14 protein-coding genes are annotated in these 13,318 nt (G+C 63.1%); 8 read left to right on the top strand and 6 right to left on the bottom strand.

Annotated features, from left to right (window positions below):
* Nucleotides 1-35: 35 nt before the first annotated feature.
* From AC1DLV_RS01380 to AC1DLV_RS01370, 3 genes are all read left to right on the top strand, one after another.
* The gene (locus AC1DLV_RS01380) at nucleotides 36-776 is read left to right on the top strand and encodes a hypothetical protein (protein ID WP_476836100.1); all 741 of its coding nucleotides are present in this window, start codon (nucleotides 36-38) and stop codon (nucleotides 774-776) included.
* Nucleotides 777-863: 87 nt separating this feature from the next.
* Entirely contained in the window at nucleotides 864-1,202 is a 339-nt protein-coding gene (locus tag AC1DLV_RS01375; protein ID WP_476800345.1) for a hypothetical protein, read from the top strand.
* 178 nt (nucleotides 1,203-1,380) lie between these two features.
* A complete protein-coding gene (locus AC1DLV_RS01370; protein WP_476800346.1) occupies nucleotides 1,381-1,914 on the top strand; it encodes a hypothetical protein in 534 nt (177 codons plus the stop codon).
* An 83-nt stretch (nucleotides 1,915-1,997) separates the two neighbouring features.
* Here the strand turns inward: AC1DLV_RS01370 and AC1DLV_RS01365 are convergent, their stop codons facing one another.
* The 3 genes from AC1DLV_RS01365 to AC1DLV_RS01355 form a co-directional block, all read right to left on the bottom strand.
* Entirely contained in the window at nucleotides 1,998-2,651 is a 654-nt protein-coding gene (locus AC1DLV_RS01365) for a LuxR C-terminal-related transcriptional regulator (protein ID WP_476800347.1), read from the bottom strand.
* Complete coding sequence (locus AC1DLV_RS01360) at nucleotides 2,648-4,051, bottom strand: sensor histidine kinase (protein WP_476800348.1); 1,404 nt, start codon at nucleotides 4,049-4,051, stop codon at nucleotides 2,648-2,650. The genes AC1DLV_RS01365 and AC1DLV_RS01360 overlap by 4 nt, the downstream gene beginning before the upstream one ends.
* A 144-nt stretch (nucleotides 4,052-4,195) precedes the next feature.
* The gene (locus tag AC1DLV_RS01355; RefSeq protein ID WP_476800349.1) at nucleotides 4,196-6,187 is read right to left on the bottom strand and encodes a PhoX family protein; all 1,992 of its coding nucleotides are present in this window, start codon (nucleotides 6,185-6,187) and stop codon (nucleotides 4,196-4,198) included.
* 252 nt (nucleotides 6,188-6,439) lie between these two features.
* Between AC1DLV_RS01355 and AC1DLV_RS01350 the strand changes: the two genes are divergently transcribed.
* On the top strand, nucleotides 6,440-7,141 hold the full coding sequence (locus AC1DLV_RS01350) for a phosphatase PAP2 family protein (protein ID WP_476800350.1): 702 nt from the start codon (nucleotides 6,440-6,442) through the stop codon (nucleotides 7,139-7,141).
* Nucleotides 7,142-7,177: 36 nt separating this feature from the next.
* On the opposite strand, the gene AC1DLV_RS01345 is transcribed toward AC1DLV_RS01350, so the two are convergent.
* Genes AC1DLV_RS01345 through AC1DLV_RS01335 form a run of 3 tightly spaced genes read right to left on the bottom strand, consistent with a single transcriptional unit; the run spans nucleotide 7,178 to nucleotide 9,426 of the window.
* Nucleotides 7,178-7,975: a YiiX/YebB-like N1pC/P60 family cysteine hydrolase gene (locus AC1DLV_RS01345; protein WP_476800351.1), complete on the bottom strand. Its 798-nt coding sequence runs from the start codon at nucleotides 7,973-7,975 to the stop codon at nucleotides 7,178-7,180.
* Nucleotides 7,976-8,023: 48 nt separating this feature from the next.
* On the bottom strand, nucleotides 8,024-8,956 hold the full coding sequence (locus AC1DLV_RS01340) for a CHAD domain-containing protein (RefSeq protein WP_476800352.1): 933 nt from the start codon (nucleotides 8,954-8,956) through the stop codon (nucleotides 8,024-8,026).
* Nucleotides 8,953-9,426: a CYTH domain-containing protein gene (locus tag AC1DLV_RS01335; RefSeq protein WP_476800590.1), complete on the bottom strand. Its 474-nt coding sequence runs from the start codon at nucleotides 9,424-9,426 to the stop codon at nucleotides 8,953-8,955. The genes AC1DLV_RS01340 and AC1DLV_RS01335 overlap by 4 nt, the downstream gene beginning before the upstream one ends.
* A gap of 79 nt (nucleotides 9,427-9,505) precedes the next feature.
* Between AC1DLV_RS01335 and AC1DLV_RS01330 the strand changes: the two genes are divergently transcribed.
* From AC1DLV_RS01330 to AC1DLV_RS01315, 4 genes are all read left to right on the top strand, one after another.
* Nucleotides 9,506-10,189 (top strand): CerR family C-terminal domain-containing protein, encoded by a 684-nt coding sequence (locus tag AC1DLV_RS01330; protein ID WP_476800353.1) that lies wholly within the window; start codon nucleotides 9,506-9,508, stop codon nucleotides 10,187-10,189.
* Nucleotides 10,186-11,142 carry an HlyD family secretion protein gene (locus AC1DLV_RS01325; protein ID WP_476800354.1) on the top strand — a complete coding sequence of 319 codons (957 nt, stop codon included), beginning with the start codon at nucleotides 10,186-10,188 and terminating at the stop codon, nucleotides 11,140-11,142. The genes AC1DLV_RS01330 and AC1DLV_RS01325 overlap by 4 nt, the downstream gene beginning before the upstream one ends.
* A gap of 77 nt (nucleotides 11,143-11,219) precedes the next feature.
* Nucleotides 11,220-12,137 (top strand): ABC transporter ATP-binding protein, encoded by a 918-nt coding sequence (locus tag AC1DLV_RS01320; RefSeq protein ID WP_476800355.1) that lies wholly within the window; start codon nucleotides 11,220-11,222, stop codon nucleotides 12,135-12,137.
* Complete coding sequence (locus AC1DLV_RS01315; protein ID WP_476800356.1) at nucleotides 12,134-13,282, top strand: ABC transporter permease; 1,149 nt, start codon at nucleotides 12,134-12,136, stop codon at nucleotides 13,280-13,282. Before AC1DLV_RS01320 ends, AC1DLV_RS01315 begins: the two co-directional genes overlap by 4 nt.
* The last annotated feature ends 36 nt before the right edge of the window (nucleotides 13,283-13,318 follow it).

The raw sequence follows: 13,318 nt of genomic DNA, 5'->3' as shown, positions 1-13,318 counted from the left end.
ATGGTCCTTCAAACACGGAATATTGCGACGACACGGTGATGGGGTATGAGGCCGCCCGCCGGGTCTTCGTCCCAGGCGAGGCGCTGACATTCGACGCCGCCTACCGGCTCGCCCATCTGCCCTTGGTGGCGCCGGGCCATGCCGATGCCATAGCCAGCAAGGATGGGACCGATTATCTCAACGGAAAATATGCGGCACCGCGTCATTCGCTCGTTTTGCCAGTCGGCTCCAGGGAACTCAACAAATCTGAGGCGTTTCGACTGTTTGAGAAAGAGCTTCGCTCGTTTTCGTTCAGCGACAAGATTGAGTGGACCCTGTCTCAGGAGCGCGCATCGAAACTTCACGCGACAATCGTCAACGGCCTTGCCGAGCCAGAGTTCGCGCGTTGCGCAGACGCGGTTGCCACAACGCTCGCACCACTGGGAGAGCGTTCGGTACGGATCGGCGGACCATTTCTGGGCCAGTTCAACACCGGACGGATATATCTGCCGGTCTATCCGGAATGTCACAACGGCGAGGACATATTGGCTTTGATCCAGAGCGCGTGTGGCGCCAGGCTGACCCGCTTTTACGTGGTCGGCTATTATCATTTTGCCTCACCACTCACGCCCGCCGAAACGAAAGAGCTGGCAGGGCTGGTGGAGCGGTGGCGCCACCGCACTATTGCCCATCTGCCGGTCAAATCACTGGCCATTCAATCGACCAACGACGATCTGGCGCTTTCCGCGCGGATCGTCGCAACGATCCCGGTCGGCAGCCACCGCCGACAACCATAGAACTTGATTGCGCCAGAGCGCGGGCGCGCTTGACGCTTGGGGAGCATTCAGCGCAAATCGCGGACAGTTTCTCGGGAGCTTTTCAAAATGTCCGCCATCGGCCTTTCCCTGCTCGGTCTTTCGACCGTCATCTTCCTGATCGCGGCGATGGTGGCCAAGACCTGGGGTATCGAGCCGACGATCGGCAAGCTGGTGGTGACGCTGCTGCTTTATTCGCTGGGCAACCTGGTCATGCTGCGCCTGGTGCGCGATTTCGGCATGTCGGTGTCGTTCTCGCTCTCGGCGGTGATCCAGCTGATCGCCGTCAATCTGGTGGCAATCATCTATTTCGGCGAAAAGCTGAGCGGCATCCAGGGCATCGGCGTGGGGCTGGCGGTGGTGGCCGTGGCGCTGATCACGCTTGGGCCGGCACTGGCCGGAAAGTAGGCCAACGCATCCTTTCGATGTAGCTGCTCGCCGGACCAAGGTCTGATCTTCGCTGCGCTTTGGTCGGCAGCAGCAGCGTATGGGTCGCAGGACGCTCCACATCGGGAGAAGCCTGCGGCAGGGTGTTCCTTGCGGGAGAGCTAAGGCGTGGCACGCCTGCGCCCATAGAAGGAACCTGATGATGCGTACAAGATTCTCCCTCCACCTTACCTTGCTCATGCTGCGCGCCTCGGCTGCCTTGGCGTTGACCGCGCTCCCGCTGCACCTGAGCTTCGACGGCGCGATGCCCAAGCTGGTGGCTGCCGTTGCGATGGCCGACAATGACCATTCCGGCTCGGACAACAGCGGTAGTGGTAGCGACGATCACGGCGGCAGCGATAACGATGATGACAATGGCAGCGACGACCATGGCGGCGGCAACGACGATGGTGGCCATGACGACGACAATAGCGGGCCCGGCAACGGGCGTGATGATGATGACAGGGGCGACAACAACGACAACGACAACGACAATGATCGTGAACATGTGAACCCCGCCACCGGCGCTCGGGTCGAGGTCGGCCGCAACAGCATCGAGGTCGTTCATCGGGACGGCACCAAGGAAGAACTCGACAACGGTATCTACGAGATGAAGGACGCCAGGGGGCGCACCATCATCGAGCGCCGTGCCACGACAAGGGATATCGCCCGCATGAACAATCTCGCGAGATAAGCGGCAGCGCCAGAGCTCAGGTGACAGGCTGGAAGGGCGAAAGCCTTTCCAGCCTTCTTTTTGGGTCGTTGAGGGGCGGCGCTCTATCCGGCACGATCCTGGTAATCGCGCAGCATCATTGCCGCTTCGGTGCGGTTGCGCACGTTGAGCTTGGCCAGAACCCTGGTCATGTGGTGCTTGACGGTCTTTTCCTGCAGTTTCAGTCGGGCGGCGACCTCCTTGTTGCTCAGCCCGCCCGACACCAATCGGAGAATTTCGCCTTCGCGCTCCGTCAGCTGCCGCAGCGGCTCGGCGTTCGGCTCCGCCGACTGGATGGCCTTGAGATCGGTGATCAGCCGTGCCGACACCACCGGCGAGACATAGACCTCGCCTGCCGCGACATTGTGCAAGATCTCCGCCAGCATCTTCGAGCCCACCCCCTTCAGCACATAACCGCGAACGCCGTGATTGAGTGCCGTGGTGACATCGTCGCGGGTTTCGGAAACGGTCAGCATCACGATCTTCTGGCCTGGGCGCAGCTCGAGGATGCCTTGCACAGCGTTCAGTCCGCCGCCGGGCAGGCTGATGTCGAGCAGGAGTATCTCGGGCACCGCCTCACTGATGATGCGCAGCGCGTCCTCAGCACTTGCGCCTTCACCAACGATTTCGAAGCCGCCGTGCTCAACGAGGCTGCGCGCCACGCCCTCGCGGAACAGCGGGTGATCGTCGACGACAGCAAGGCGCAAGGGAGCGGTCATGACTGTTCTTTATCCTCGACATTGAGGGTGACGGCGACGCGGGTGCCAGCCGCTGATGAGGTCAACGAAAACTGGCCGCCAATACTTTCCACCCGCTCGCGCAAGCCAGCAAGGCCAAGCCGGTCGGCGCGCATATTGGCAACGTCGAAACCCGACCCCGCGTCGGACACCTCGACGGTAAGCTTGCCGGCATTGACCATCACGGTGACCGCCTGGCCGCGCCCGCCAGCGTGACGGAAGGCATTGTTGAGCGCTTCCTGGACGAAGCGGTAGATGCAGATCTTTTCGTATGACGCCAACGCCAGTTCCGGCTGATCGCCTGATAGCGCAACCTTGGTGCCGGTGCGCTGCTCATGGGCGGAGACGGCGAGTGTCAGCGTCCCGCACAGGCTTGCCGCTTCGATTTGCGGCAGCACCAGCCCGCTGCTGATATCTCTGATATCGCGCATCGCCTCGTCGAGCCGCGACTTGATGGCGTCGACCTCCTTGTCGCGCTCAGGCTGGGCAATGTTGGTGCCGGTGATGGCCTTGCTGTCCATCCTGAGCGAAGCAAGCGCCAAGAGCTGTGCTGGGCCATCATGCAGATCGGCGGCGATACGGCGCAGATAGCTTTCGTTGAGTGCAGTTGCGCGACGCGATGCGCCCTGCACGCGCTGGCGCAACGAAGAATTCTGAGCGAGCAGCTCCTGCAGATCGGCAACGCGCTCCTCCAGCGCCTTGCGCTGGCTGTCGATGGTCTTGCTGCCGCGGAAGACGATGCCCCACAATAGCGAAAAGATCGCAAGCGTGGTGCCGGCGACGAACAGCCAGCTCGAAACGCGCGCGGCATTCAATGTCGAGCGGAACTCATGGGCGATCTCGTAGAATTCGGACACCGCCACGACCTGGCCCGACCAGGGCTCGCGGACGGGATTGTAGATCTCCAGGAGCGGCAGGCCCGTCGCCTTTTCGGGCGCACTCTCATCGTCGTCAAGCTGGTTGAACTCGGCCACGACACGGCCGTTCCAGGCGGCTTCCAGATTGGGCGAAGGCGGAAACTTGGCGCCTATCTGGGTGGCATCCTTGGAGTAGAGGATGGTGCCGTCGCGGCGCCAGAGGCGGAACGAGACGATACGGTCGCCGAGCCCGCCCTGATCGAGCGTCTCGTCGAGCGCGCGCTTGACGGTGTCGGTCAGCGTCACGCTCCTGCGCATGTCGGGCAGGATCGGCGCGATGACGCCGTCGACATAAAGTGCGGTGGCGGTGGCGTAATTGCGGGTGACGCCGTCCTCGATGCGCGAGGTGACCCAATAGCCGGCAAGAAACATCGCAGCGAGCAGCACAGCGCCCCCGGCGATCAGAAACTGGATCGCAAGCGACTGCCCGGCCCAGGCCCGGCGAAGTCTTTCGATGGCGCGCACCCGTCCTCCTCGCTGAAGGAGATCATAGGGGTACGGCGATAGTTGTTGAATTGGGCTTCGGTCGACAAACCCTCAGACTTTCGTCCGGTAGGCGAACGAAATACGGCCGACGGGAGAGCCGCCGGCCGTATGGTCCTTAGGAAATCAGACGGCGATCTTGCCGCCGCCCTGCCTGGTGATAACGACGACCGCCGGACGCACCGGCATGTCGGGCTTGAAGTCGGGCCAACGCGTCGACAGGTCCTCATAATAGGACGGGCGGCCAAAACCTTCCCAATCCTCGCCGCCGTCGCCCGGATGCTGGACGGCGACAAAAGCGGTCTGGTCATCGGGCGTGAAGAGCGGGCCACACATTTCAGCCCCCACCGGCACACGGAAGAACAGTTTCGAGGTAGCGCGCGCCTCACCTTCGGTGTCGACCGCCCAGAGGCCGTCGGTGCGGCCGGTGGCCTTGGGCGAATTGCCATCGGTCGAGACCCAGAGGCGGCCAGCCGAATCGACGGCGCAATTGTCGGGCATGCCGAACCAGCCGTTTTCGGTGGTCGAGGTCGAGAACGACGCACCGACTTCAGCGACGGAAGGGTCGCCGCATTTCAGCAGCACTTCCCACTTGCCCTTGGTGGCGGTGAAGTCGCCACCCTCTTCGATGAGCTCGATGATGTGTCCGAAGGCGTTTGCGGCACGCGGGTTGGCGGCGTCGACCTGATCGGCCTTGCGCTTGGAGTTGTTGGTCAGCATGACATAGACCTTGCCGTTGACGGCATTGGGCTGGATGTCTTCGGGCCGGTCCATCTTGGTGGCGCCGAGCAGGTCGGCGGCGCGGCGCGTTTCGATGACCACGTCGGCCTGGCTGGCAAAGCCGGCATCAGCCGTCAGTGGGCCTTCGCCCTGGACCAGCGGCAGCCACTCGAACGAGCCGTCCTCGGCGAACTTGGCGACGTAGAGCGTGCCTTCGTCGAGCAGGTCGAGATTGGCGGCGCGGTCGTTGGGGTTGAACTTGCCCTTGGTCACGAACTTGTAGACGTAGTCGAAGCGCTCGTCGTCGCCGAGGTAGAAGACGACGCGGCCGTCCGAGGCGACGATCGATTCGGCACCTTCGTGCTTGAAGCGGCCAAGGGCCGTGCGCTTCTTCGGCAGCGAGTTCGGATCGTTGACGTCGACCTCGACGATCCAGCCGAAGCGGTTGGGTTCGTTCGGCTCCTTTGAGACGTCGAAGCGGTCGTAGAACTTCAGCCATTCATAGGTGCCTTCCGGCACGCCGAGGCGCTTGTAGTTGGCGGCTTCGGGATGATCGGCCGGCAGCTCGCCGCCGAAATAGCCGTGGAAGTTTTCCTCGGCCATGATGTAGGTGCCCCAGGGCGTGACGCCGCCGGCACAGTTGTTGAGCGTGCCGAACACCTTGGTGCCGGAAGCGTCCGCATTGGTCTTGAGGCGGTCGTGGCCGGCGGCGGGGCCGGTCAGCTGCATCTCGGTGTTGGAGGTGATGCGGCGGTTGAGCTTGCCGTCGCGCACGACCTGCCACTTGCCGCCTTCCTTGCGGATCTCGACGATCGAACCGCCATGTGCGGCCATCTCGATGTCGACACGCTTCTGGTCTGCTGCAGTCACGTCGATCTTGCCTTCGACGATCTTGACGATGCCGGGGAACATCAGATGATCGTTGGTGTATTCGTGGTTGACGACCAAAAGGCCGTGCTCAGACGAGCCGTCGAGCTCGATATAGCCGACATAGTCGTTGTTGTAGCCGAACTGCCGGTTTTGCGCTTCCGCCGTCTGGTTGAGCGGATCGAATTCGGGTGCGTCAGCAAAGATCGGATCGCCCCAACGCAGCAGGATGTCGGCGTCGTAGCCGCTAGCGACATGGTGCTTGTCGTCGATGCCTGCCTCGACCTCGTCGAAGACAAAAGCGGATGCCGTGGCGGCGCGGGCGTCGTCGGCGAGCAGGATGGCGATGGGGCTGACGGTTGCGGCAATGGCCGAAACGGCGAGCGAGCCCTGGAGGAAGCTCCGGCGGGAAAAGCGCTTGGCGATGATGTCGCCCATGGTGCGATTGTCGGTCGGGTTGTGGCCGGGGCCGTCATTTTCCTCGAGCATGCTCGTGCGGAATTTCTGATCGCCTGGTGTGTGCTGGTTCATTGTCTCGACCTCTGGCTGGTGTTCGGCTTGGGGTTCGCCGAGACCGCTAATCGGACGAGATAACAGTAGCATGACAGTTTCGCCGGAAATCGGCCTTGATTATAGAGCCCATCGGCGTTCGTCGCGATTCAGGCGGGACAAGTTCCGATTTCTTGTTTGAGCATCTTCTTTTCCCAAAAGCGCTCCCCATTTTCTCGGCGCGAACTGAGGTTCGGAACGTGCTCTCAAACACATAAGGCAAACGGCAAGACGATGCGGCAGACACTGTGGAACAGGCTTGAATTTTCGCTGCTGGCGGCGGGCATCATCATTGCCGGCGGCTTGTGGGGGTTCGTCGAACTTTCCGAAATCGCCCGCGACGCCGCCCCACACGCTTTCGACACCGACATATTGCTGGCGTTTCGCGTGGCTGGCGAGCCCAACAACCCGATCGGGCCGCTCTGGCTCGAAGAAGCGATGCGCGACATCACCGCACTCGGCAGTGCCTCGGTGCTGATCTACATCACCGCAATCACCATCATTTTCCTGGGCATGACAAAACGCTGGGGACCAGCACTGTTCGTGTTCGTTGCCGTCGCCGGCGGACAGGTGCTGTCGAGCGTGCTGAAGCTTGGCATCGACCGGCCACGTCCCGACCTCGTCTCGCATCTGGCGCAGGTCTACACGATGAGCTTTCCAAGCGGGCACGCGATGTTGTCGGCGGTGACCTACCTGACGCTGGGCGCGCTTTTGGCTCGTTTCCTACCGGGGCGCGCGACGACTGTCTTCGTTTTCGCAATTGCGGTGCTGACGACGCTGATGGTCGGCATCAGCCGTGTCTATCTCGGCGTGCACTGGCCTTCCGACGTGCTCGCCGGCTGGTGCGCAGGCTTTGCCTGGGCGACCCTGTGCTGGGTGGCCAGCCGCTACCTGCTGAAGGACGAAGGTGCCGACCACGGCATGCGGCGACAGTGAACAACTGACACGAGCTGCTCAAGGCCGATACGACGGCTAAGCGATAGAACCTGTCTGCTCCTGGTCGCCCCAGCTGACCTGCTTGTAGTCGAAGCCATATTCCAGCGTCGGCTTGACGATGCGGAAATAGGGCGACAGGTCGAAGTCGCGCGGCGTGTAGAGCGAGTGGTGGCGAATGTGCATGATCTCGCGGCGCATATAGTTCGACTGGGCCGACGCGCGGCCCGGCGCACGGGTGATCTCCGGCAGGATCGGATAGCGGATCTGGCCATAGGCCTCGGCGATCATCGTCGAGCAGATGGCGCGGGTTGGATCGCCCGAGCCGAAGGCGATCATGCGGCGGCGCCAGCGCACCGGCACCGGTGGCCTCGGCACCAGGTAGCGCAGCATGTCGAAGATGTTCTTGAGGTCATATTTCAAACCAAGGCGCTGGGTCATGAAGCTGACGACATGGTCGCGGTCCTCGGGCGACAGGCCGTTGGCCCGGCAGATGCGGGTGTTGTAGGTGCGGTATTTCGACAGCGGCACGGCAACGCAGCCCTGGCCGAGATTGACCTCGATGAGACGTGGCCGCTCGGAGCCGTCTTCGGGCAGCGGCAGCGCATCGCCGACATAAAGCGCTGAATGCGACCAGGTCGACTGGGTCAAATATTTGATGACGGCCGAAATGCGCTGGTTGCCCTCGATCAGCAGGATGTCGCCGGGCTCGAGCGTGCGGCGCAGCGTTTCGGGATCGGACGGCGTGTAGGGCTCGTAGCCGGACGATTCCACCTGCAGGCGTGAAGCAAGCCAGCGGCCGATGCGGTCGAGCAAGGGGTCGGTCTTCTCAGTCATGACGCAGAGGACGTAACATGAGGCGGACGGGCAACGCCAGTCGGCGAACTATTCGTTGCCTGGGGCCTCGGTCTCTGCGCTGAGATCGTTGGTGCACTTGCTGGCGAGCCCGCGCACCGTGCGCCTGGGCTTGTCTTCGAACAATTCGGCGGCATCGGTGAGGCACAGCTTGCGCAAGGCCCTTTCCGAGCGTTTGAGCAGACGCACCAGATGCTTCGGCTCCGCACCGTCGAAAGGCGCCTCTCTAGCCTCGATCAATGCGCGCATGACGAAGATGTCGTGCAGTTCGCCCAGGCTTTCGCCAAGGGCGTCAAGGCGCTCGCGGCGCGGCTTGACCGGCGATGGCCAGAGCTTGCGCAGCAAGGAGAGATGGTCGGCGTGCGTCTTCACCGACTTGCGCAGGTCGTGGAAATCATCAGGCTCGCCGCGCTCGCGCGCGTGACCAAGCGCCTTGCGGGCGTGCCGCAATGTGGCAAGCGCGCCATCGACGAGCACATCGGCGGCATTCTCCGGCAGATCGGGAAGTACAAGCTTTTCGAGTGCGGCAAGACATGACTGGCATTCGGCAACCGCGCTGTCGAGCGTGGTGCCGAGCCCGGTCCCGCCATAGGCGCTTTCAGTGCGATGGCGCGCCAGCATCGCGCGGATGCCGGCAAGGCCGGCGGCGTCCGCCTCATGTGGGAAATCGGCGATCAGGCGGTCGATCGTCTCGATCAAGGCCGTTGCCTGGCGCGGACCGGAGATCGATTTGGAGATGTCGCGAAAACGGGTGTTTTCGGCTTGGCAGAAGGCTTCGTCGCCCGGGCGAACGAGGCGCAGCAGCGCACGCAAAGACTTGATGCGCTTGCGGGCGCTGTGCAACGCCTTTTCGGGACTGTCGCGGGCGGTGTGCAGATGCGTGACGATCTTGCCGATCTCCTCGCCGGCGATACGGCGAACCTCTGATGTCAGCGGCCGTTGGGGATCGATGCGAAAGCTCATGCGGCGGCCTCCGGGACGTCGCTGAGGGCCAGTGACGCGTTGTAGTAGCGCGGATCGCCAGTGACCTCCTGGCCGAGCCATGCCGGCAATTCCGAATCCGGAACATCCTCCGGTGTCTCGAGTTCGGCGATGACCAAGCCGCTCAGCTCGCCGCCGAAGACGTCGATCTCATAAAGACGGCCACGATGGCTAACATGATGGCGTGTCTTCTCGATGACACGGCCGATGGCGAAATCCTGCATCTCCTCGGCATCGGACAGCGGCACAGGATATTCGAACTCGTCGCGCTCGCGGCCCCTGGAGCCGAATTTGAGCGTCAGCGTCGCCACCTCGCCATCCGAGATGCGCATACGGACCGAGCGTCCTTGGTTGGAGCCCAGATAGAACTGCCGGATTCGGATCTCGGCTTCGACAAAGCTCCGCCATTCCGGTCCCGCTACCAGGAACTTGCGTTCGATTTCCTTTGCCATGGGACCAGTAAAGCGCGGCGCACGACGCAGCGCAACATCGATCTTGACTTTAATCAATCGATTGATTAAATTTGTCGCCATGAGCAAGGCACCAATCCCGCAAACCACCTCGGCCGCCGACGCCACCCGCACGGCGCTTGTGCTTGCCGCGCTGAGGCTGTTCGGACGCCAGGGCTTCGACGGAACCTCGACCCGCGAAATCGCCACCGCCGCAAACGCCAATATCGGTTCGATCGCCTATCATTTCGGCGGCAAGGAAGGCCTGAGGCTTGCCGCCGCCGACCATATCGTCGCAACGATCCAGTCGATTGCCGGACAGACGCTCGCCGCCAACCCGCCAGGCCAGCCGCAGCCGGTTACCGCCGAAGAAGCCGAGGCCCAGATCGAAGCAGCGATAGAACGCATGGTCGGCTTCATGGTGGCGCGCCCCGAGGCCGGCGAGATCGTGCAATTCGTGCTGCGCGAGCTGTCGATGCCCACCGACGCGCTCGACCGCATCTACACCGGCGTGTTCGAACCGGTGCACCGCAGGCTCTGCCAGCTCTGGTCCGCCGCCACCGGCGATGAAGCCGAGAGCGAACGCACCCGCATCACCGTGTTCATGATGATCGGCCAGGTGCTCTACTTCCGCATCGCGCGCGCCGCCGTCCTGCGCCGCATGGGCTGGGCGGATGTCGGTCCGGCCGAGGCCGTCAAGGTGATTGGCATCGCCAAGGAAAACGTCGCAGCCATCATCGCTGCGCGGAAAGCAAGAGAGCCATGAGCATTCTTTGTTCAATCCCCTTTGCGGCTGCGCTGTTTTCTGCGTGCGCAGGCCCCACGCCGCTGGCTGTCGGTTATGTCGAGGGCGACTATGTCTTGCTTGCGCCCATCGAGGTTGCCCAGGTGAACGCGATCGCCGTCAAGCGCGGCGACCGCGTTGAAGAAGGTAAGCCCGTGGCCCTGATGGAAGCGGCCGACGCCAGCATTGCAGTGGCGCAGGCCGAAGCAGCACTGGCGCAGGCGAAGGCTTTGCTTGCCGACCTCAAGATCGGCAAGCGGCCAGAAGAGATCGCCGTGCTCGAAGCCACCGTGCGCTCTGCCCAGGCCCAGGTCGACGAGACGCAGCGCACCTTGACCCGCACACAGGATCTGACCAAGCGCGGCGTCGCGACCCAGGCGCAGCTCGACGATGCAACCACACAGCTCGAAGTCGCCCAGGCAGCCATCGGACAGGCCACGGCCAATCTTGCGGTCGGCCGCCTGCCGGCCCGCGTCGAGACGATCAACGCCGCCGAGAACGCCGTCAAGGTCGCACAGCAGCAGCTAAGCCAGGCTCAGTGGCGCCTGTCGCAACGAACCATCGCAGCACCCGCACCGGGCCGTGTCACCGACGTCATCCGAAATCCCGGCGACCTTGCCGGCCCTTCGGCGCCGGTACTGGAAATGCTGCCGGACGGTGCGGTCAAGCTGACGGTCTACATTCCCGAGACCGACTTTTCCAAGGTCAGCATCGGCACCCGGCTTGCCGTGCGCTGCGACGGTTGCCCAGACGGGCTGACGGCCAAGGTCAGCTACGTCTCGCCCGACCCCGAGTTCACCCCGCCAGTCATCTACTCGCTCGAGAACCGCCAGAAGCTTGTCTACCTTGTCGAGGCACGTCCGGAAGACGCCAACTCGGCGTTGCAGCCGGGGCAGATCGTGGATGTGGCAATTGCGAAGGGAGTGGGGGAGTAAGGCAGTAGGGCAATATGTTCGGCAGCCGCTTACTGCCTTATTGCCCTATTCCCCTACTGCCCTGCCTACGGCACCCAATGAACGCCATCGAAGTCAAAAACCTGGTCAAGCGCTTCGGCGACAAGACCGTCGTCGACCACGTCACCATGACGGTGGCCGAAGGTGAGATCGTCGGCTTTCTCGGGCCTAACGGTTCGGGCAAGACCACGACCATTCGCATCATGTGCGGGCTGCTCACGCCCGACGAGGGCGAAGGCCAGGTGCTGGGCCACGATCTGCGGACCGACAGCCTGAAGATCAAGCGCGAAGTCGGCTACATGACGCAGAAGTTCTCGTTCTACGAGGACCTGACGATCGGCGAGAATCTCGAATTCGTCGCCCGCCTCTACAAGCTCAGGCCGGTCGAGGAACATGTCGCGAAAACGCTCGAGGAGCTTGGCCTGACCAGCCGGCGCAACCAGCTCGCCGGCACGCTGTCAGGAGGCTGGAAGCAGCGCCTGGCTCTCGCCGCCTGCATCATGCACAAGCCCAAGCTCTTGCTGCTCGACGAGCCGACGGCGGGCGTCGATCCCAAGGCACGGCGCGAATTCTGGGACGAGATCCACCGCCTCGCCCGTGGCGGGCTGACCGTACTGGTGTCGACCCACTACATGGACGAGGCCGAGCGCTGCCACCGCATCAGCTACATTTCCTATGGCAAGATGCTGGCCACCGGCACTGTCGAGGACGTGGTGCGCAATGCCGGGCTGACCACCTTCGTGGTGTCGGGGCAAAGGCTCGACCAGGTCGCTTCCGCGCTCGAAGGCCGGCCAGGCATCGACCAGGTCGCGCCTTTCGGCGCCACGCTGCATGTCGTTGGCTCCGACCGCAAGAAGCTCGAAGCAGCCCTTGCCGACATACGCGGCCAAGACGGCGTGACCGTCGAGCCCGGCGAAACCAGCCTGGAAGACGTGTTCATCCAGTTCATGTCCGGCTCCAAGGACAACATGTCATGAAGAGCGTCAGCAACGGCTTCTTCTCCTTCGCCCGGCTCGGCGCATTGCTCATGAAGGAGTTCATCCAGATGCGGCGCGACCGCATCACCTTCGCCATGATGCTGGGCGTGCCCTTGATGCAGCTCGTGCTGTTCGGCTTTGCCATCAACAGCGATCCCAAGAGCCTGCCTGCGGCACTGCTTGCCATGAACAACGACCAGTACACCCACGCCATCGTCGCTGCCCTGCAGAACACCGACTACTACCGCTTCGACCATGTCGCCACGACCGCCGCGGAGGCAGAGGAACTGATGGCCAGCGGCGCGGTTGCTTTTGTCGTTACCATCCCGGCCGATTTCGGCCGCAGGGTGGCGAGCGGAAACTCGCCCCAGATCCTGATCGAAGCGGATGCCACCGACCCCTCGGCATCGAGCGGCGCGGTGTCGACGCTCAGCACGGTGGCCAGCCAGGCGCTGCTCAGGGCGCAAGGCATGCAAGCGGCGGCAGCCGAGACGGCCAAAGGCCAGCTCGAGGTCGTCGTGCACCGCCGCTACAACCCCGAGGGCATCTCGCAATACAACATCGTGCCCGGCCTGCTCGGCGTCATCCTGCAAATGACCATGGTGATGATGACCTCGATGGCGCTGACGCGCGAAACCGAGCGCGGCACGATGGAGAACCTGCTTGCCATGCCGGTGAGCCCGGCCGAGATCATGCTCGGCAAGGTGCTGCCCTATCTCGTGGTCGGCGCGGTCCAGGTCGCGGTCGTGCTGCTTGCTGCGAAACTGTTGTTTGCCGTCCCCTTCGTCGGCTCGCTGCCGCTGCTGTTGTCGGCGATCCTGGTCTTCGTGCTTTCGCTGGTGCTGCTCGGCTACACCATCTCGTCGGTTGCCCGCACACAGATGCAAGCGATGCAGCTGACCGTCTTCTTCTTCCTGCCGTCGATCCTGCTGTCGGGCTTCATGTTTCCTTATCGCGGCATGCCCGACTGGGCGCAGGCGTTGGGCGAGTTCCTGCCGCTGACGCATTTCCTGCGCATCATCCGCGCTGTCATGCTGAAGGGGGCCGAGTTCCCGGCAATCGCGACTGAAGTCGGCATCCTCGGCCTGTTCGTCATCTTCTTTGCCGGGTTGGCGCTGCTCAGGTTCCGCCGCACCTTGGACTGATCTTTTTTACGGGCAGCCGCTCTGATAGCTTGCAGC

It is taken from the genome of Aminobacter sp. 01T433, assembly GCF_056398585.1.
The sequence above is the reverse complement of the archived record's forward strand: the minus strand, read 5'-3'. Positions and strand labels throughout refer to the sequence as shown.